The sequence below is a fragment of the Vicinamibacterales bacterium genome (assembly GCA_036504215.1).
Taxonomy (GTDB): Bacteria; Acidobacteriota; Vicinamibacteria; order Vicinamibacterales; family Fen-181; genus FEN-299.
On sequence record DASXVO010000005.1, the window covers coordinates 146,780 to 166,485 of the forward strand.

The window sequence follows — 19,706 nt, forward strand, 5'->3', positions numbered from 1 at the left end:
CACCGCGTGCCCGGCGTCGTATCGTGATCCACCTATCCGCCTATCCGCCTGCTACTCCGGCGGGTGCCGCATCCCTCCTCCTGGCATCGCGTGCAGCGCTGGCGCCAGTTGATCGAACCGCTGTTGCTGCTTGGCATCGAGCAGGCCTCGGATCTCGGCACGGAGCGCTTGCTGCTCGTCCCGCATCCGACCCTGCATCTCGGTGCGGATGGCATCCAGGCGTCCACGCCGCTCGTCGAGGATCGCGCGGAGTTTCTCGCGCTGTGCGGGCGTCAGGTTGAGTTCCTCGTTGAGCCGGTCGTGCAACCAGCCGGGCCGAGGCATCATCTGTCCCCGCCCGGCGCCGCCCATCCGGCCCGGACCGCCGCCCGCCCCGGGCATCGGGACGCCCATTCCCATGCGCCACGGCCGGCCGGCAGGATGGAGGACGTAGCGGTCCACGATCACCCCGCCCGCACCACCGGCGAGCGCGACGAGCACCACGAAGAGGACGAGCCACACCATCGACTGCTTACCGAGCATCGCGCTCACCTCCAGCGGCCTTCGTCAGTTGCTCGCCGAGCAGCGAAGCGAGCACCTCCTCGTCGCTCACGTCCGGACGCAGAGCGGCCACCGCCCCTGTCGTGCCGCCCGTCCCAGTCTCGCCGCCGAGCGCCCAGGCCTCGATCGCGTTGGTGGCCTGGGCCGACGGGCTCGACTCGCCGGGCGCCTGGTTCCCGATCAGCAGCGCCAGCACCGTGAGCGCCGCCGCAACCGGGAGCGTCCATTCGGCATATCGCCGCCAGTCCATGCGCGACAACGGCCCGCTCGATTCATCCGCGGCTACGCGGGCGAGAACGCGGGCGCTGAAGTCGCCCGGCACACCAACGGCCGGTCGTGCGGCCAGTACCGACCGGGTCGTGCCGTTGGCCTCTCGCAGCGCGTGACACTGCCTGCAATTCTCGACGTGGGCGCCGAGCGCCGCCCGCTCCTCGCCGCTCAGTCCGCCGTCGGCGTCGCGCACGATGAGCGATTCCGCCGCGTGACAGGTGAGCATCAGCGTTCTCCCTTCCGCCGCGGCCCCGGCTCGGCATCTCCGGGCTCGCCGCCCACGAGCGTCGACAGCATGGGCCGAAGCCGGGCACGGCCCCTCGCGATCCTCGACATCACCGTTCCGATCGGCACTCGCAGCACGTCCGCGATCTCCTTGTACTCGAGGCCCTGGATGTCGCGGAGCGTCACGGCCACCCGAAAATCGGGGGGCAGGCGCCTCAGCGCACGATCGATGGCGTCCCGCCGCTCGGTGGCCCGCTCGAAGTCGTCCGGTGCCGCCAGGTGGTCGAGCGCGTCTGCCGCCTCTACTCGTTCCTTCCGGCAAAACCAGTCCAGGAACGACCGTCGCGCCATGTGACCCCGGATGACATTGAGGGCGACGGCGTAGATCCACGTCCGAAAGGTGCTCTCGCCGCGAAAACCCTCGAGCCCCTTGTACACCTTCACGAATACGTCCTGGGCCAGGTCGTCGGCGTCCACGTCGCTCGCCGTCAGTGCCCGGGCGAGGTTGAGGATCACCGCCTGGTAACGGCGAACGAGGCCGGCAAATGCCTCCTGGCTTCCCTCGCGGGCCTGCTCGACCAGTTCGCAGTCAGGATCCACTCACACGCTCCCTGCCCCCTGTTTCGTTAGACCGGGCTGACACCGATTCTATTCCCGGTTCCCTCTTGGCGGCTTTCCGGTTACCATTCGCGTTTCACGCTCCCCGCGACCACCCAAGGACCACAGATGATTCGACGTCCCTTCGGAGCCCCGGCTGCCGGTCTCGTGCTGGCTGTCCTGTTGACCGCTCTCTTCCCCACGATTCGTGCGCAGGCACCGCTGGCCGACCGGTGCGTGGTGCCCGCGTCGATTCGCGATGCCGTCGTCGACGAGTTCTCCGGCGAACGGGCGATGGTTCACGTGCAGATGCTGGCGGCCAATCGCGGCCGTCTTCCCGAGGAGTTCAGCGGCGCGTTCGTCGAGACGACCTATATCGAGAAGGAGGCAACGCGGGCCGGTCTCTCGGATGTGAAGGTGGACTACTTCCCCGCCAGCGACGCCTGGCAGGCCGATGAGGCCGAGTTGTGGATGGTGCAGCCCGTCGCCAGGAAGCTGGCCAGTCTCACGCAGGTGCCGGCGGCGCTCGCGGCCGGCAGCGCCAGCGCCGACGTCGAGGCCGAGATGGTCTATGTCGGTGCGGGGCGGGACGAGGATTTCGCGCGCAGGCCGGTGACCGGCACGATCGTCCTCGGTAGCGGCTCTGTGGGCAGCCTGTTCCCGCAAGCGGTCACCGCGGGCGGCGCGCTCGGCGTGCTCGGCACCGGCAGCGCGGGCGTGAGCGCCAACTCCGCCGGATACACGCTCGATCAAATCGGATGGCAATCGGTCTCGCCGAAAGACAAGGGCGGGTTCGGCTTCGTGCTCTCGCTCCGGCAGTTTGCCGAGCTTCAAGCACTCGCGGAGAAGGGGACCAAGGTGGTGCTGCGGGCCCGCGTCCGCACGCGGCGCCTGCCCTATCGGATGAACGTCGTCTCCGCGAGGATCCCCGGTTCGGATCCGGCGGCAGGGGAACTGCTCCTCGTCGCGCACGCGTTCGAGAACCTCGGCACACCTGGCGCCAACGACAACTGCACCGGCGTCGCCACCGTGCTCGAGGCGGGCCGTACGCTGTCGCGCCTCATCGCCACCGGCCGCCTCGCTCCACCCCGTCGGAGCATTCGCTTTCTCTGGGTTCCCGAGATCGCCGGCTCGAGGGCGTTTCTCGAGCAGAATCCCACGCTCTCTCGGACGCTCCTCGCCGTGTTGAACTTCGACATGACGGGCGCGGATCTGAAGAAGACGGACACCTACCTGCGGCTGAAGATGACGCCGGATTCCAGGCCGAGCTACCTGAACAGCTTGATCGGCAACCTGCTGCAGTTCGTCGACCAGACGGAGATCCGCACGCAGACCGGCAACAACGGGATCTTCAACTACCGGATGGTCCCGTACATCCCCGCGAGCGATCACGCGGTGTTCCTCGACGCCGGCATTGCCGCCATTCAGTTCAATCACTGGCCCGACAATTTCTACCACAGCAGCGGCGACACGGTCGCCAACGTCGATCCGACCGAGATGAAACGGGTCGGCGTGACCGCGGGATCGGCCTTCTACTATCTGGCCAACGCCGGACCGCTCGAAGCGCAGCAACTGGCGTGGGAGGCCGAAGCGGCGGCTGAGAAGTGGGTCGCGGAAGTCGCACGCCAGAGCGTCCGGCTGTTGGGCGATGACGCCTCTCGTCTGGCCGAGCGCGACAGCGCCATGCGGAACAAGGTTCACGGTGCCTTCGCGCGCGGACGCGGCGATATCGAGTCCGTGCTCTCGCTCGCCAGGACGCCGGAGGTTGCCGCGACCGTCACCTCACTCGTCTCGACGCTCGAAGTGGCTCGCGACGCCCAACTCCGGAAACTCAACGTTGTCTACCGTGAGACCGCCGCACGCCTTGGCGTGAAGCCCGTCCCGTCAACCCTGACCGACGAAGAACGCCAGTGGGCGCTCGTCGTTCCGCGTCGTGTGCCCAAGCCCGCCGCGGCGGACAGCGAACGTTCGCCGGACCCGATGGGCCCCCGCCGGGGCGGAGAGCGCACGCGCCCGCGGGGCCTGCCGGGGCTCTCGGCCTCCGAGGTGGCCAGCTTCGTCGACGGGACCCGCAGCGTGCTCGACATCTACAACCTCGTGCGGGCCGAGTACGGTAACGTGACGACGAGCAATCCGGACTTCAAGTTCGCGTGGGTGATTACACCCGAGTCGCCCGACGTCGAACTCGGAGCGGTGGCAGGCGTGCTGCAGGGTCTCGAGAAGACGGGCACGATCGAGATGGTCAAGCGAGCGTCGAAGTAGACAGGCGGGTCTTGTGATGGTGTTCTCGCCGGCCTCGCGCGGGCGTCTGACTCGCCGGGATATCGGCCGCTTTCCGGGCGACACGCTATTCGATCGCCTGGGCCGGGCCCTGTGCGAGGCGGGGTGCCTGCCTCGCAAGGAACTGTACGAGGCGTGGGAGATGGCGCGTCGGGTGCGCCGGTTGTTCCGCGGCGGGCGCGTCGTCGATCTGGGGGCCGGTCACGGCCTGCTCGCGCAGGCCATGCTGCTCCTGGACGACTCCTCGCCGTGTGCGCTCGTGGTGGACAAGACGTTGCCGCCCTCGTGCGCAAAGGTGCACGAGGCGCTGCTTCAGGTCTGGCCGCGCCTGTCGGGGCGCGTCTCGTTCCTGGCCACGTCCATGGACGACGTTGAGTTGTTCGCGACCGACGTCGTCGTTTCCAGCCACGCGTGTGGGCGGCTGACCGACGTGATTCTCGATCGCACCGTCGCGTCACAAGCGCGCGTCGCCGTCCTCCCGTGCTGTCACAACCTCGCCGCCGGAGATGCCGGCAATTTCACCGGGTGGGTCGCCGGCCCGCTTGCCATCGACATCACGCGCGCGTGGCGTCTCCAGCAGCACGGCTACCGCATCTGGACCGAGACCATCCCGGCCGGCATCACCCCAAAGAACCGCCTGCTGCTTGCAGCACCACGGGCTAGAACCGGATGACCGCCTTTCGCGCGGCGATCGGGCCACCCGTCAGCGGGACTGCCCCGAGCGGGTTTCCCACGCGTCGTCCCGGCAGATCCGACGGCAGGATCGGACGCTCAGTGACCACGACGTCGATCCGCAGCGTCTTGGAGTCACGAAACACAGCCATGCGGAGCGTGTCGCCGATCTTGACGCTCTTCAGCGCGGACTCCAGCTTGCCGGGTCCGTCAACGCTGCTGCCGTTCAGTTCCGTGATGATGTCGCCGCCCAGAAGGATCGGCTGGCCTCCAATCGTCAGTTCGAACTCGCCATCCTGGATGTCGGCCTTCTCCGCCGGGCTCCCCGGCTCGACCGCTTCCACGAGGAAGCCGTCGGCCAGCGGAATGCGCAGCAACTCCTTCAGCGCGGGCACGACGAACTGTCCCTGCACGCCGACCCACGACCGAATGACCCGCCCATCCCTCATCAGTGCGGGCAGGATGCCCTTGACCAGGTTCACCGGCACGGCGAATCCGATGTTCTGGGCGTCGGGAACGACGGCCGTCGTGATGCCCGCCACGTCACCACAGCGATCGACCAGCGGCCCGCCCGAGTTGCCGGGGTTGATGGCGGCGTCGGTCTGAATGAGCGGCTCGGTGAGGGAGAACGACGGCCCCGGCAGCATGCGATTCACGGCCGAGACGATGCCGCGCGTCAACGTCTGGTTCAGGCCGAGCGGATTCCCGATCGCGTACACCTCGTGTCCGACGTCGAGCCGATCGGAGTCGCCGAAGCGCGCCACCGGCAGGTCGCCAGACGCCGGCGCCTGGATGCGGATGACGGCGATGTCGAACACGGGGTCGGCGCCCACGAGTTGCGCCGTCAGGAAAGCACCGTTGTCGAGCGCCACGGTGATGATCTGCCGACCGAAGACGACGTGCGAGTTCGTCACGATGAGGCCGGACTTGTCGAAGATCACTCCAGATCCGGACACACGCTGGATACGATGATCGATGTCGTATGGGTTGATCGAACTCGCGTTGATCAACACCACCGACGGCGACACGCGCCGATACAACTGCGCGAGCGTCTCCTGGCAGGGAGCGGCGCCCAAGGCCTGAGCCGATCCGCCGTCAGCCTGCGCCGCGAGCGCCCCACTGGCCCCGGAGATCCAGAGCACGCCGGCGAGGACGCCGGCCGCCAACCGAGATTCGTTGCGCATCATGCCTCCGAACGCGATCACTGTTCCGTGACCACTGCACATTTCCACCGTATCACAGAGGCACGTTCCCTCCGCTCCACGCTGATCCCTCGCCCTCTCCGCCGTCCGAACGCCCGCGGCGGCATCCTGGGGGTCGGCTTCAGGGCGCACGGCTTCACGGAGGGCCGGCGCTCACGGTACAGCGGTACCTCGATGTATTGACCGAGACGTTCATGGTCCGGCATCTGCAGCCCTGGCACGAGAACATCAACAGTCCTACCGACCCTGCGGGATCTCCTGGCGTGTGAACTTCAGGTCCCACACGCGATCCTGCACGATGCTGAACGTCACGACGCGTCCCGAGCCATCCCGCCGAAAGATCACCGTTCCGATTGGCGCGACGAACGCGTCGGCGTACGCCGGTTTCAGGGTGACGGTCACATCGGGACGACGCTTCAGCCGCAGTTCGCCGTTCTCGACGACCGCGGTCATCGTCACCTCGGCCTCGTCGCTCGAGTAGGAACCGGCGTACTCCGCCAACTGCGTCGGCGTCGGCTTCACCGCGATGGCTCGTTCGAGCGTCGCGCCCGTCCCATTGGCGGCATCGAGGCGAGCGCCCTTCTCGCCGGCGAACTCCAGCGTCCTGCCGCCGTCGGCCGAGACGAACCGCGAGGCAGACAGCGGCACGAAGGTCCCCGGGCCGGCCTCGGACGAACCTGCGGGCACGGTCAAGCCCGCGGCGACACGCAGTGTGGCCTGGTCGCGCTGGATCGTGAGCGGGGCACCGGACCTCGTGCTCCGGTAGAGGCCGGCGCGTAGGTCGAGTTGATCCGCAGCAATCGCGATACCCTCCACGGGTTCCGGGTTCCGCGCCCGCTCGCCAAGATAGATGTCGGCGACGGCGTGCGCATAGCGGCCGGCGGCGGCGCTGGCCGAATTGCAGAGCACGGCAACCGAGAGCCGCTCGTCGGGGAACCTCGTGAGGAACGCCTGGTATCCGGCCGTCGAGCCGCTGTGGGAGATCTCCCGGAGCCCCTTGTACTGCCCGACGAAGAGCCCCAGGCCGTAGTCGTGGCGGCGCCCGTCGGTGAACCGCCCTGGCTCCTCCTGGAGCCGGACGAACTCCGCGTCGCCGACCTTCGGTGCGGCGAAGTTGCCATTCCACGTCAGCAGGTCCGCGACCGTGGTCAGCAGGCCGCCGTTGCCGTGCACGTTCTCGAACGGCATCTCGGTGGCAAAGCGCCCGCCCTGTTCCGAATACGCGATGGCCCGCCCCCTGACGATGCGGGTGAAGTCGTCACGCCACGACGTGTGGGTCATGCCCACCGGCGCGAAGACGCGTTGCCGGGTGAACTCGGCGAATGGCTGGCCGCTCACGCGCGCCACGACGATCGCGGCGAGATTGTACCCGGTGTTGGAATACGACCAGTCGGTGCCTGGCTGGAAGTTCAAGGCTCGCTGGCGGCTGGCGATCTCGAGCACGTGCGCGTGGGTGTAGACCCGCGAGGTGCGGGGCCAGCCGCCGATCCCGGCGACCGCACCCCAGTCGCGCAGCCCGCTCGTGTGCTGGAGCATCATCCGGATGGTGAGCGGCGATCCGTAGTCCGGGAGTTCCGGAACGTACTTCCGGACGGCATCGTCGAGCGCCAGCTTGCCGTCGCGCGTCAGCAGGAGTACCGCGGCTGCCGTGAACTGCTTCGAGACCGACCCGGCCTCGAAGATCGTCTCGGGCGTGTTGATCACGCCGTGCTCCAGGTCGGCCATGCCGTACGCCCGTTCGAGCACCGTCTTGTCGTCGACCGACACCGCGACCGCGCACCCGGGGGTAGCGGTCGTCCACCGCGCGAAGACCGCATCGACCCGCGCTTCCGGCGAGGGCTTCGGCGGCTGGGCGACCTGTCGGGCGGACCCGGCGGAGAACGTCCCGTTCGCGCCCAGAGTCGCGAGCGCGGCGGGTAGAAACGCGAGGGCCGCCGTCAGAACGAGGGCGGCTTTGAAACGGCGATTGGCATGTGGTGTGGACATGGCGTTACTCGGGAAACGAGGCTGATGAAATCTGCGGCCCTGAAACCCGCCCTACTTCCGGTCCGCCATCGCGCGGCGGTAGGCCGGCACGTCCTTGTCGATGAGTTCGCGGTAGGCAGTGCGCGCGGCGCCAAGCTCCTTCTCGATCGTGTCCAGCACGGCCACCGAGGTGTCCGTCGGGTGGAAGTTGGCACCCCCTGCGACGTCGCCGGCCCCCGGACCTACTTCCCCGTTGAGCCAGAGCAGGTTCATGTAGACGCGGTAGGCCTGCACGAAATACTTGTCGTCGCTCAACCGGGCGGCCGGCTCGATCAGCCGATCCTCCACCGCGATGAGCTTCTCCGTCATCGTCGCCACCAGCGTCGCTGCCTCATCCTGACCCTTCCGCGCCCGCAGCCCGCGCTGCACCTCCTCCAGTTCCCGCCGGAGGATCTCGATCTCGTTGATCATGTCCGCACTCTCGCTGATAGCTTCGCGGATGCGAAGTTGCAGCTTCAACGACGCGGCCAGATCGGCGTCGCTGCCCGGGATCTTGGGATCCTTCAGGATCTCGAGGGGTTCGGTGAACGAGCGCCCTTCCACCGTGAGCCGAACCGAGTACGTGCCCGGGACCACGGTCGGCCCGCCGCCCGCGTCTTCCAGCCCCCAGTGCGTGACTGGCCTCGTGTCCTTGCCGCGGAATCTCGGCTCGTCGAAGAGGTGGGCGTTCTCGGGGGGCGTCGCTCGCAGCGCCACCAGGCGGGGTCCCTCGTAGCGGAGGTCCCAGCGAACGCGGTTGAGGCCCGGCTGGACCACGGGCTGCAGCGTCCGGAGGACGGCCCCCTGCGCGTCGAGGATGTCGAGTTTCACCTTCTCCTTGGGGGCCGCTGCCAGCGAGAAGTTGATGAACGCCTGGCCGCCATCGGTGAACCGATACGTCGGCCGTGGCGTGAACAGCCGCACCGGCGCCTCGGCTTTGCCTGGCGACATCTGCTCGAGCGGCGTCACGTCGTCGAGCACGTAGAGCCCACGGCCGTACGTCGAGACGACGACATCGTGGAACGCTTTCTGGGTCGCGATCCACGTCACCGGCGCCCTCGGCAGCCCGGTCTGCAACTCCGTCCAGTGCGCACCCTCGTCGAGCGAGTAGTAGAAGCCGTGCCCGGTGCCCGCGAAAAGCAATTCCTTCCGATTCGGCGACTCGGCCACCGTGCGGACGTACGCCAGCGGGTGCTTCGCCGGCAGGCCGTCGCTGATCTTCTTCCACGTCTGGCCGAAATCCGTCGTCCTGTAGATGAACGGATCGCGGTTGTCCATCAGGTGGAAGTCAACCGCGATGTACGCCGTGCCCGCATCGAAATGCGATGGCTCTATCCTGGTGACCGTGCCCCACGCCGGCAGCCCGACGATCCTCTTCGTCAGGTTGGTCCAGTGGGCGCCGCCGTCTGTCGTCAGCCACACTTGGCCGTCATTCGTGCCGGCCCAGATCAGTCCCTGCCGCACCTCCGACGGCGCGATGGCGAAGACCACCTCGCCGTAGAACTGGCCGAGGTTGTCGCCGACAATGCCCCCTGACGACACGATGCGGCTCGGGTCGTTGGTCGAGAGGTCCGGACTGATCACGTTCCAGCTCTGGCCGCCGTTTGTCGTCTTGAAGATCACCTGGCAGCCGTAGTAGACGCTGTTGTGATCGAACGGGTCGACGGCGATCGGCGCCGTCCAGTGGCACCGGTACTTCGCGTCGTTCGGAGGCGAGTCGAGCGTGATCTTCGACGGCGCGACCGAGCGCGCCAGCTTCGAGCGCGCGTCGTACCGCGTCACCTTGTTGCCGTAGCAGGTGGCCCAGACGATGTTGGGGTCGGTGAGGTCGGGAATCGTGAACCCCGACTCGCATCCGCCCAGATGGTGCTCCCACGGCGCGCCGGTGGAATAACCGCCAGGCAGCACCTCCGGCTGCGTGACCGGCCCGCGCATCGTTCCGTCATCCTGCATGTTGCTGTAGACGTAGTAGGGCACCTGGTTGTCCACCGCCACGTGGTACGTCTGGCCGATCGGCAGCAGAGGCCTCATGAAACTCCGGCCGTGCTGCGTCGTGATGATCACGCCGCCGTCGTCGGTGATGGCGAAGCGATCGGGATTGCTCGGGTCGATCCAGATGTCGTGGCTGTCGCCGCTCCAGTCCACTTCGCGAAACGTGTCGCCGCCGTCGGTCGATTGCCAGAACGCGCTGTCCGCGACGAGGATCTCGTTCTCGTTGGTCGGAGAGACCGCGAGACGGATGTAGTACCCCGCGCGGCCGATCAGCCCGCGCTGCCAGTTCACGACGCGCCACGACTCGCCGCCGTCATCCGAGCGCCAGAGCGATCCCTGGTCCTTCGTCTGGATGAGCGCGTAGACCCGGTTCGAGTCGGACTGTGCGACGGCCACGTCGATCTTGCCCACGGGCGACTTCGGCAGGCCGTGTCCCTCGATGCGTGTCCACTTCGACCCGCCGTCGTGAGACACGAACACCGCGCTGCCCGGGCCGCCGCTGAACATCGCCCACGTGTGCATCTCCACCTGCCAGGTGCCGGCGAACAAGGTGCGCGGGTTGTTGGGATCCATCGCGAGACCGGAACAGCCCGTGTTCTCGTCGACGAACAGGACCCGCTCCCAGTGCTGTCCGCCGTCGGTCGTTCGGAACACACCACGCTCCTGCTGGGGACCGGTGGTGCGGCCGACCGCGCAGACGAAAACAGTGTCCGGGTTCTTCGGATGCACGAGCACCTTCGCGATGCGGCCGGTCTCGTCGAGCCCCATGTGCGTCCACGACTTGCCGGCGTCCACCGACTTGTAGACACCGTCCCCCATCACGTCGATGTCGCGAATGGCCCAGGCTTCGCCGGTGCCCGCCCACACCGTGGTCGGATCGGACGGCGCAACGGCCAGCGCGCCGATCGCGGCGACGGGCTGAGCGTCGAACACCGGCGTCCACTTGAGCCCGCCGTCGACGGTCTTCCACACGCCGCCCGACGCGGCGCCGACGTAGTACGTGCTCGGGTCTCCCGGGACCCCGGCAACGGCCGCAATCCGGTTGCCGACGGCCGGGCCGAGGAACCGGAACTGCAGCCCCTCTGGTTTGGCCGCCGCATTCTGTTGCTGGGCAGACGCGCCACCCGCGATGACGAGGGCAGCGACAATGGCGATGAGGTATCGGCTGGATCGACAAAGGCACATAGGTCGGCGTTCCTCGTGGCTGAAGGGAGTTCCATTGTGGCACAGGTGCCGTCGTGCACACCGCGTCCGACAGCCGGCACTCACCGCGATCCGCGGCGTCATCCTCCGACTGATCGCGTCAGTTCCGACTTGTGGGTAATTGGTGAGCCGGGTGGGGATCGAACCCACGACCACCGCATTAAAAGTGCGATGCTCTACCACTGAGCTACCGGCCCTGGCGGGTGGGCACGTGCGCTCCAGCGCACGCGATGAACGATGCTGGCCTTCCGATCGTAGCACAGACACTGCGGCCGGCGATCCACGTGACGCCGTTCCTGATACCATTCCCCGATGCGCCGCGCTGGCGATGCGACAACCGGACGAAGATCGGGACAACAAGGAGGAGACATGCGACGACGGACTGCTCTGGGAGCGTGCGTGGGAATGGCGGCGGGCCTGGGCATTCTGACCGGTGCAGTCGGCGCGCAGAACGCGCTGGCCGATCTCGGCGTCGCGGAGGCAACCGCGCGGCGTGAGATCGTGAGGACCTTGACCGGCGGTTACGTCAACGTGTACCAGGCCACAAAGGCGTTCAAGGCCGCATCGCCCGCGGTGCGCGTCACGCTCGTGAAGGGCGCGATCGCCTGGGCGAAGGCGTACACGGAGTCCACGGCGTTCAAGGCCGACTACGAGAAGCAGCGCGTGGCCGACGTGCCGCAGTCGCCGCAGTCCAAGGGCACGGTGGACGACGAGATTGCGAAGCAGCGCGCTGAGCGGAAGAAGAGCCTGGAAGACGCGAAGAAGAACGTCGAGAAGATGCCGGCCAACATGCGCCCTCAGATGGAAGCGTCGATCAAGCAGATGGAGCAGCAGTTCGCGAAGATGGACACCGATCCCCAGATGGTTGCGATGGTGCGGCAGGGGATCGAGATGCAGCGGGCCAACGACCAGAAGACCTACGAGCAGCAGGTGCAGGCCCATGACAAGCGCTTCCCCGCCAATCCGAACGTGCTCATCGCGCGTCGCCTGCAGGAGTTCCTCGCGACAACGAAGGATGTGGACTTCACGGCGAAGCTCGTTCCAGCGGGCGCGAAGCAGCGGTTCGCCGATCCGCGCCTCGAGGAAAAGCCGACGGAGTGGAAGCTGTGCTACCGCGCCGGCAAGGACGTCGTGGCCGCCGCACGGGACGCGGCCCAGGCCTGGCTGACGGCGATCCCCACGAAGTGACGCGCGAGCGAAGGCGCGGTTCTTCGATCCCGGAACCCGGCTCGTCTGATATCATCGGTCAGGGAACCTCTCCTCATCGCGGCTGCGCGTTGGCGGCCGCTTCATACGGAGCTTGTCATGGCGACCCGACGAATCGGCATCCTGACGGGCGGCGGTGACGTTCCTGGCCTCAACGTGGCCATCAAGGCGGTCGCCATGCGCGCGCGGAACCACGGCATCGAGGTTCTCGGCCTGCGTCGCGGCTGGCTCAGCCTGCTCCAGCTCAACCCGGACGACCCGGCGTCGGCCGACTCCTGGACGTTCGAGCTGCCGCCCGACCGCGTCCGCACGTTCGATCGCACGGGCGGCACCATCCTCCACACGTCACGCACCAATCCGAGCAACCTCAAGCCCGACGACGTCCCGTCGCACGTCCGGCAGGAGGATCGGATCACACGGCCCGACGGCCGCATCGACTGCACGAGACACGTGCTGCGGGTGCTCGAGCACCTTCGCCTCGAGGCGCTCATCCCGATCGGCGGTGACGACACGCTCAGCTTCGCCAGCCGTCTCCACACCGAGGACTTCCGCGTCGTCGCCATTCCGAAGACGATGGACAACGACGTGTTCGGGACGGATTACTGCATCGGATTCTCGACCGCCGTCACACGCTCGGTGGACGCCATCACCAACTTCCGCACGTCGGTCGGCTCGCACGAGCGGATTGGCGTCGTCGAGCTGTTCGGGCGCAACTCGGGCGAGACGTCGCTCTACGCGGCCTATCTCTCGGACGTCGATCGCGCGCTCATCTCCGAGGTTCCCTTCGACCTCGAGCGGCTCGTCAACTACCTGGTGGACGACCGCAAGCGCAACCCGTCGAACTACGCCCTGCTGACGATTTCCGAGGGGGCGCATCCGAAGGGCGGCCAGATCTTCGAATCGGGCGAGGAAGACGCGTACGGTCACAAGAAGCTGGGCGGGATCGGCTACATGGTGTCGCAGGAGATCCGCAAGCGGAGCGGCATCAACATCATGTACGAGCAGCTCGCCTACATCATGCGATCGGGTGCCCCCGACTCGCTCGACCGGATGGTGGCGGTGTCGTTCGGTTCGCTCGCCTGCGACCAGGTGGCGATGGGGCACACCGGGCGGATGGTGTCGCTGCAGCAGGGCATCTACACCACCGTGCCGCTCGACATGGTCGTGGCTGGCAAGAAGCGCGTGGACGTCACCGCGCTCTACGACTCGCAGGAGTACCGCCCCCGCGTTCGCGACATGCTCGGCAAGCCGATGTTCTTGTACTAGGCTCTGGGCTCCGGGACGCAGGCTCTGGACTCTGGGCGGCCGTTGAGTGGCGCGGGCGTCCCGCCCGCGTCCCAGACACAGCGCCTTCCGCCTTCCGCCTTCCGCCTTCCGCCTTCCGCCTTCCTCCTTCATCCTTCCGCCTTCCTCCTTCCTCCCCTACTTCCCCACCGCCCACTGGATGAACGCGCCCACGTCCTTTCGCAGCTTCTCGCGCGACACCTGGTCGATGTACATCATGTGGCCCGCCTCGTACGTCGTCGTCCGGATGTTCTTGCGAAGGTCCGGCGCGAGTCCCAGGTGGTCCATGGTGTAGACGGCACCCGAATACGGCGTGGCGAAGTCGTAGTAGCCGGCGGCCACCAGCACCTTCTGGAACGGGTTCTTCACCATCGCATTGCGCAGGTCGTCGCCGACATTGGGGTAACCCATCGGCGCCGCGCCAGGAAACTCCGCCGGCGCATTCATGTCCCAGCCGGTCAGCCCGCCGCCGAGGATGTAATAGATCGCGTCCGACTTGTATCCGAGTTCCGTCCTGACGTAGTCGGCGAACATCGCCGTGTACGGGGCGCGGATCGCCGCCATGCTCGGGTCGCCCTCGAACTCGTCAGGCGATGCACCGGCGCTCGAGCCGGTGAACCGCCCGTCGAGGCGTCCGACGACGAGGTGGCGGTCGCGGAGGAGTTCGCGCTGGAAGAGCGGGAGCGCGACGCGGAGATCCGCCTCGTCGATCACGCGTCGATCGAGGCCCGTGAAGCGGGCGAACGCGTCCACCACCTTGCCGCGTTCGACGGACGTCATCGCCGCGCCCTTCTGCAGCGCGACCGTCAGTTCCGTGCTGGCCCACGCCTCGGCCTGGTCGAGCACCGCGCGCAGCGGCTGCTGCTGGAGGTCGGCCGGCAGCTTCTTGTGGTACCACGCTGCCGCGGCGTAGCCTGGCACGTAGAGCGGATACGGCACGTCGTTCCCGGATGCAAACGAGAGGGTCTGGAAGTTGAGCACCGTCGAGATGAGGACGATGCCGTTGAAGGCGATGCCCTGGTCCACCAGGTGGCCGGCAAGTCCGGCAGCGCGCGTCGTCCCGTAGCTCTCGCCCGCGAGGAAGAGCGGCGAACCCCAGCGATCGTTTCGGGTCAGATACAGGCGGATGAACTCTGCCACCGACTCGACATCCCCTTTGCGGCTCCAGAACTTCTTCCCGAGTTCCGGTTTGACAGGACGGCTGTAGCCCGTGCCAACCGGATCGATGAAGACGAGGTCGGCGGCGTCGAGCCACGTGGACTCGTTGTCCACGAGTTCGAAGGGTGGCTGCGGGTACCAACCTTGCGGCTGCATCTTGACGCGCTTGGGTCCGATTGCGCCCATATGGAGCCACACCGATGAGGAACCCGGTCCCCCGTTGAACGAGAACAGGAGCGGCCGGTCGGCCGCACGGCCCGCGCCGTCGAGCGTGTAGGCCATGTAGAAGATGTGCGCGTCCGTCTCGCCCGCGGGGTTGCGGATCGGCATCATGCCTGTCGTCGTCGTGTATTTCAGGATGCGCGTGCCGAGCTTCATCTCGTGGCGCACGACGACGGGCTTCTCATCGGCCACGTCCGTGCGCGGCTTGGCCTCGGGCACTGTGGCCTGAGCCGCAGCGGGCGGTTGCGGTGGAGTCGGGTTCTGAATCGGGCTGACAAGAAGGGCCGACGTGAGCAGGGCGACAATCATCGAGGACTCCCGGGTTGGTAAGGATCCGAGGGTGAGACTGTGCAGAGGTGATGGTGCGCGATCGGCGCGGAAAGATCCACCGGTCCTGATGGCGGGGGCGGAATTGGGATGCGCCCCTCTCGTCCGGCCCAGCAGCGCGTTGCCGGGCCGTCGGCGCGCATGTTAAGATAAGTGGTTACTTTGAGCGTTCTTCGGAACGTCCCCATCGTCCAGAGGCCCAGGACATAGCCCTTTCAAGGCTAAGACGCGGGTTCGACTCCCGCTGGGGACGCCACATCATATACAAGCCCGGCTAGCAGGTTTTCCGGGCTGGTTTTCGCCTCCCACTTAATCCAGTCCACGCCGATGCCGGCTCGTCCTGCCACACCGTCAGTGGGCCAACGAGCCGCCGCAGGAGCAGACGCGCCACTTTCGGCTCTGCCCGCAGGTCCCGCTTCCACTGCTCCGCCCGTAGCGTCAGCGCCGCACGCAGCTTCACAACATCAAGCGGCACCCAACGTGACACCGCGCAACAAACGGACCATCCCCACGGGCGTGGGGAAAAGTCGACGATCTGGGGCACGCGATCCCGCACGCGCGGAGCATCCCCACGGGCGTGGGGAAAAGGGTTACACCCATCAGTACCGGGAGTATCCTGAGGGACCATCCCCACGGGCGTGGGGAAAAGGAGTGTGGCAAACTCTCCAAACTGGCCGGTCCGGCCATCGTGAACGCTCAGTCCGAGGATCGTGAACGCAGATTCCGGTGATCGTGAACGCGTCGTCTCCCAAGTCAGGACTCATCGGAGCGAAGCGACGTGGTGGTGTCATCCTCCTCGAACGACGAAAGGTTCATGCCAACGGCCGTGAGATTCCGGACGTGAACGCCCGCCCGGCGAGGCGCCCTCGGAGCGAAGCGACGATGGTCAGCCTCGCATCATGTCAGGCATTCCGGACAGCCGCATCGTATCCGGTTCGGGGCTCGCGATAAAGGTCCCGTGTGGAGCCTGTGGGCGGCGCCCGGCCAGACCGCCCGCGACGACAGCGAGGCCGTCGACCGGGCGCCGTCCAAGGACCTCGTGGGCGCGCGGAGCGCGTCCATAGGTCCGGCAGGATCCACGCGGACGCGGGGCGGCGCCCGAGCTGAGGCGTCGAGCGGCGCCATCGTCATCGCGCCTCCGCCGCCGTGGGCAGCGTCAGGTCCCGCAAGTCCCGCATCGACGGGCCGGTGAGGGCGAGGCGATGGGCGTGGTGCAGGAGCCGCTCACAGATGGCGTCGCCCAGGGTCAAATCCCCGATCGCCGCGTGCCAGTCGGCGACCGGCAGTTGGCCGGCCACGAGCGTCGACCGGTGCTCAAGGCGGTCCTCGATCACTTCGAGGACGTCGCGCCGTTCGGCGTCGGTGAGCGGCGTGAGTAACCAGTCATCCAACGCCAGCAGATCGATCTTCGCCAGCCGCGCGAGGAAGCGGGCGTAGGAGCCGTCGCCGCGGCTGACCGCGAGCGCGTGCAGCAACCGCGGCGTCCGGTAGTAAATCGCCGTGAAGCCTTGGCGACAGGCGCTCTCCACGCAGGCCCGCACGAGAAAGCTCTTGCCAATTCCGGTCGGGCCCGTGATGACGAGATTCTCATGCGCGCGAATCCACGCGCCTGTCCCCAGGCTGAGCACGACCGCCCGGTTGAGGCCTCGCGGCCGTTCGAAGTCGACGTTCTCGAGCGAGGCGGTGCCGCGCAGTTGCGCCTGGCGCAGGCGACGGGCCAGCGCCCGCTGTTCTCGTGCGGTCCATTCGGCATCGACGAGTAAGCCGAGGCGCTCGTCGAAACTGAGCGCGGCATACTGCGACGATTCGCGCTGCCGCGTGAGCATCTGCGCGAAGGCGAAGAGCTTGAGGGCCTGGAGCTTCTGGAGGAGGGGCTGCGTCAGCATACGCCCCCCTTTCGGCGGTAGTAGGCCGCGCCGCGGATATTGCTGTGAAAGGGGAGGACCCGACGGGCCTCCTCCGCATCCGGCAACGGGACGCGATCCTGCCCATGGCGCAGGATGTTGTCGACGGTCCGATAGCTGTACGACCGCAGATGCTCGGCTCGGAGACAGGCGGCCTCCAGGCGATCCGCGTCGTGTCGTTCGCCCAGACGCAAGAGGCCGAGACACGCACGGAAGCCCTGTTCCGGGTGCGCCCGTTGTTCGAGGATCCCGGCCACGACCCGCCCCGTCGCCGGACCGGTGCGCGCGGCCCAGGCGATCACGCGCGCCGGCGTCCACTCCGCGTACTCGCGATGGCCGCGCGGCATATGATCCGCGTGCGTCGAGGCTTGGCCGCGTCCCGACAAACGGACGTGCGAGGCGACGCGTCGCCCCTTGAAGAAGATCTCGATCGTCGTGCTCGTCACGCGCGCTTCCACCTGTTCATGGACCAGCGCGTACGGCACGCTGTAGACGTTGTGGTCGAACGCGACGTGATAATCGATGTTCACGCGCAGCAGCGTCCAGGTGGCCAGTTCGAAGGGCTGCGTGGGAAGCGGTTTGAGCGCCGGCCGATCGAGGCGCTCGAAGAGCGCGCGTCGACTCTCGCCCACGCGACGCAGCGGCCGATCGTTGATCACCGCCACGCGTTCGCGAATCGCGGCGTTCAGGTCCTCGAGCGTGAAGAAGGTGTGGTGGCGCAACGCCGCGAGCACCCAGCGTTCGGCCAAGAGTACCCCGATCTCCGCGAGCGCGTTGTCTTGCGGATGCCGAACCCGGGCCGGCAGCACCACGGCGCCGTAGTGATGTGCCAGATCGAGATACGTGCGATTGATCGTCGGTTCGTACCGGTGCGCGTGAGCCACCGCGCTCTTCAGATTGTCCGGCACCCAGATGGCGGCACTCCCGCCCCAGGTCTCCAGCATGTGGACATGGGCGCTGACCCACGACCCGAGGTCCTGCCCGCGCGTCGCTTCGGCATATACCAAGCCACTCGCGCCCAACACGCCGACGAAGAGCTCGACCGCCACCGCCTGCCCGGTCGTCCGATCGATCACGTGCGGGTGCTGCCCCGCGTAATCGACAAACACCTTCTCGCCCGCCCGATGCACCTGGCGCATCGACGGCTTCAGCGTGCGGACCCACTGGCGATACCGCTCGCAGAATTGACTGTACGCGTAGCCCTCCGGATGCGTCGCCCGGTACTCGGTCCACAGCAGATGCAACGTGACGCCCGGGCGCTTCAGTTCCTGGTGCAGCGTCCCCGGATCCGGCAGCACCCGATCGGCGGCCGGCGGCCCGCCGGGCCGGGCAAACAGCCGGCGTTCCAACGCCTCGTCATCCAGGTCCACCGGCAACGGCCAGGTCAGCCCGGCCGCCGCCGCCCGCTGCAGATACGCGGTCACCGAGCCCAGGCCCATGTGGCAGGCTCGCGCGACCGCCCGGTGGGTCAGGCCCACCTCGTGTTTCAGTCGGAGCATTTCGCGCAACTGTCTCATCAGTAACCTCCTTGTCATGCCAGCCCCTCCCTTCGTCAGGAAGGGTCCAGCATGCGACAGGTCCCGATGAGTCGCTGACCGGCGAGACGATCACGCCCGCGTGTTCACGATGGCCGGAATCCGTGTTCACGAACCCGAATTCCGTGTTCACGATGTCGGACGCCAGCACCATGAACGGCGCCGCCGGTCATCGTGAACACGCCGGCTCTCGATCGCACCCCGCGTGTTCAGGTTCGGAATCCGTGTTCAGGATCAATCGGAAAACGTGTTCAGGATCGACCGGCGCCGCCACGGGCGTGGGGAAAAGCGCGACGTCAGCCGCCGCGCGGTCGCGGTCGTCGGACCATCCCCACGGGCGTGGGGAAAAGAGACGCTGCGCGTCAGGCACCAGGTCGAGCAGCGGACCATCCCCACGGGCGTGGGGAAAAGCTGTCCGGCACACCCGCGACCAGCCATGTGCCGGGACCATCCCCACGGGCGTGGGGAAAAGCACCTGCAGCTGCAGCTGGTCGATCTCCCCGGCGGACCATCCCCACGGGCGTGGGGAAAAGGACCGCGTGAGCCCGAGGTACTCCGCGGCGGCCGGACCATCCCCACGGGCGTGGGGAAAAGGACGACGAGGCTGGCAGCTTCCCCGGCGGACTCGGACCATCCCCACGGGCGTGGGGAAAAGAACATGCCACAGCCGATGTCCACGCCGACCGCGGGACCATCCCCACGGGCGTGGGGAAAAGATGTCGTCTCCCGCCGCGAGCAACTCTCCGCCCGGACCATCCCCACGGGCGTGGGGAAAAGAGGTAGCGATTCGGATTCACCGTGCCGGTGACGGGACCATCCCCACGGGCGTGGGGAAAAGGAGCTCGTCCTGCGCGCCCGGCAGGCCGATCAGGGACCATCCCCACGGGCGTGGGGAAAAGGTGACCCCGCTGATGGTGGTGTCGTCAAGAATCGGACCATCCCCACGGGCGTGGGGAAAAGCCACTCACTGACGCGGCGACCAAGCTCGACGAGGGACCATCCCCACGGGCGTGGGGAAAAGGCGGAGCAGAAGAGCCTCGTCGTCAAGGACATCGGACCATCCCCACGGGCGTGGGGAAAAGTTG

At 67.4% G+C, this 19,706-nt stretch carries 13 protein-coding genes, 2 tRNA genes and 2 CRISPR repeat arrays; of the genes, 5 read left to right on the top strand and 10 right to left on the bottom strand.

Going from position 1 to position 19,706, the window contains the following annotated elements; all coding sequences use genetic code 11:
* Window positions 1-51 precede the first annotated feature (51 nt).
* The 3 genes from VGK32_01515 to VGK32_01525 are packed head-to-tail and all read right to left on the bottom strand — an operon-like array spanning window position 52 to window position 1,635.
* The gene (locus VGK32_01515; GenBank protein HEY3380412.1) at window positions 52-522 is read right to left on the bottom strand and encodes a hypothetical protein; all 471 of its coding nucleotides are present in this window, start codon (window positions 520-522) and stop codon (window positions 52-54) included.
* Window positions 512-1,036, bottom strand: a complete 525-nt coding sequence (locus VGK32_01520; protein HEY3380413.1) for a zf-HC2 domain-containing protein — start codon at window positions 1,034-1,036, stop codon at window positions 512-514. Before VGK32_01520 ends, VGK32_01515 begins: the two co-directional genes overlap by 11 nt.
* Window positions 1,036-1,635, bottom strand: coding sequence for a sigma-70 family RNA polymerase sigma factor (locus VGK32_01525; GenBank protein HEY3380414.1), 600 nt, complete (start codon window positions 1,633-1,635; stop codon window positions 1,036-1,038). The genes VGK32_01520 and VGK32_01525 overlap by 1 nt, the downstream gene beginning before the upstream one ends.
* A gap of 126 nt (window positions 1,636-1,761) precedes the next feature.
* Here VGK32_01525 and VGK32_01530 point away from each other — a divergent pair, with 126 nt between their 5' ends.
* Window positions 1,762-3,894, top strand: a complete 2,133-nt coding sequence (locus VGK32_01530) for a M28 family peptidase (GenBank protein HEY3380415.1) — start codon at window positions 1,762-1,764, stop codon at window positions 3,892-3,894.
* 16 nt (window positions 3,895-3,910) lie between these two features.
* The gene (locus tag VGK32_01535) at window positions 3,911-4,585 is read left to right on the top strand and encodes a methyltransferase (protein HEY3380416.1); all 675 of its coding nucleotides are present in this window, start codon (window positions 3,911-3,913) and stop codon (window positions 4,583-4,585) included.
* On the opposite strand, the gene VGK32_01540 is transcribed toward VGK32_01535, so the two are convergent.
* From VGK32_01540 to VGK32_01555, 4 genes are all read right to left on the bottom strand, one after another.
* The gene (locus VGK32_01540) at window positions 4,572-5,768 is read right to left on the bottom strand and encodes a trypsin-like peptidase domain-containing protein (GenBank protein HEY3380417.1); all 1,197 of its coding nucleotides are present in this window, start codon (window positions 5,766-5,768) and stop codon (window positions 4,572-4,574) included. The two genes, VGK32_01535 and VGK32_01540, sit on opposite strands and share 14 nt — an antisense overlap.
* A gap of 255 nt (window positions 5,769-6,023) precedes the next feature.
* Entirely contained in the window at window positions 6,024-7,772 is a 1,749-nt protein-coding gene (locus VGK32_01545; protein ID HEY3380418.1) for a serine hydrolase domain-containing protein, read from the bottom strand.
* A gap of 51 nt (window positions 7,773-7,823) precedes the next feature.
* The gene (locus VGK32_01550; protein HEY3380419.1) at window positions 7,824-10,967 is read right to left on the bottom strand and encodes a hypothetical protein; all 3,144 of its coding nucleotides are present in this window, start codon (window positions 10,965-10,967) and stop codon (window positions 7,824-7,826) included.
* Window positions 10,968-11,107: 140 nt separating this feature from the next.
* Window positions 11,108-11,182: transfer RNA gene (locus VGK32_01555), tRNA-Lys, on the bottom strand.
* 172 nt (window positions 11,183-11,354) lie between these two features.
* Between VGK32_01555 and VGK32_01560 the strand changes: the two genes are divergently transcribed.
* On the top strand, window positions 11,355-12,173 hold the full coding sequence (locus tag VGK32_01560; GenBank protein ID HEY3380420.1) for a hypothetical protein: 819 nt from the start codon (window positions 11,355-11,357) through the stop codon (window positions 12,171-12,173).
* Between the two features lie 117 nt (window positions 12,174-12,290).
* Entirely contained in the window at window positions 12,291-13,457 is a 1,167-nt protein-coding gene (locus tag VGK32_01565) for a 6-phosphofructokinase (protein HEY3380421.1), read from the top strand.
* A 156-nt stretch (window positions 13,458-13,613) separates the two neighbouring features.
* Here the strand turns inward: VGK32_01565 and VGK32_01570 are convergent, their stop codons facing one another.
* The gene (locus tag VGK32_01570) at window positions 13,614-15,164 is read right to left on the bottom strand and encodes a hypothetical protein (protein ID HEY3380422.1); all 1,551 of its coding nucleotides are present in this window, start codon (window positions 15,162-15,164) and stop codon (window positions 13,614-13,616) included.
* 198 nt (window positions 15,165-15,362) lie between these two features.
* On the opposite strand from VGK32_01570, the gene VGK32_01575 reads away from it, so the two are divergent.
* Window positions 15,363-15,438, top strand: a tRNA-Glu gene (locus VGK32_01575).
* A 242-nt stretch (window positions 15,439-15,680) separates the two neighbouring features.
* A CRISPR array of direct repeats spans window positions 15,681-15,832; the repeat unit is 24 nt; unit sequence CATCCCCACGGGCGTGGGGAAAAG.
* 477 nt (window positions 15,833-16,309) lie between these two features.
* Here VGK32_01575 and istB read toward each other — a convergent pair.
* Together istB and istA are read right to left on the bottom strand one after the other, a co-directional pair.
* A complete protein-coding gene (gene istB, locus VGK32_01580; GenBank protein ID HEY3380423.1) occupies window positions 16,310-17,068 on the bottom strand; it encodes an IS21-like element helper ATPase IstB in 759 nt (252 codons plus the stop codon).
* The gene (istA, locus tag VGK32_01585) at window positions 17,062-18,603 is read right to left on the bottom strand and encodes an IS21 family transposase (GenBank protein ID HEY3380424.1); all 1,542 of its coding nucleotides are present in this window, start codon (window positions 18,601-18,603) and stop codon (window positions 17,062-17,064) included. Before istA ends, istB begins: the two co-directional genes overlap by 7 nt.
* A 279-nt stretch (window positions 18,604-18,882) precedes the next feature.
* Window positions 18,883-19,703: a CRISPR direct-repeat array (repeat unit 28 nt; unit sequence GGACCATCCCCACGGGCGTGGGGAAAAG).
* The last annotated feature ends 3 nt before the right edge of the window (window positions 19,704-19,706 follow it).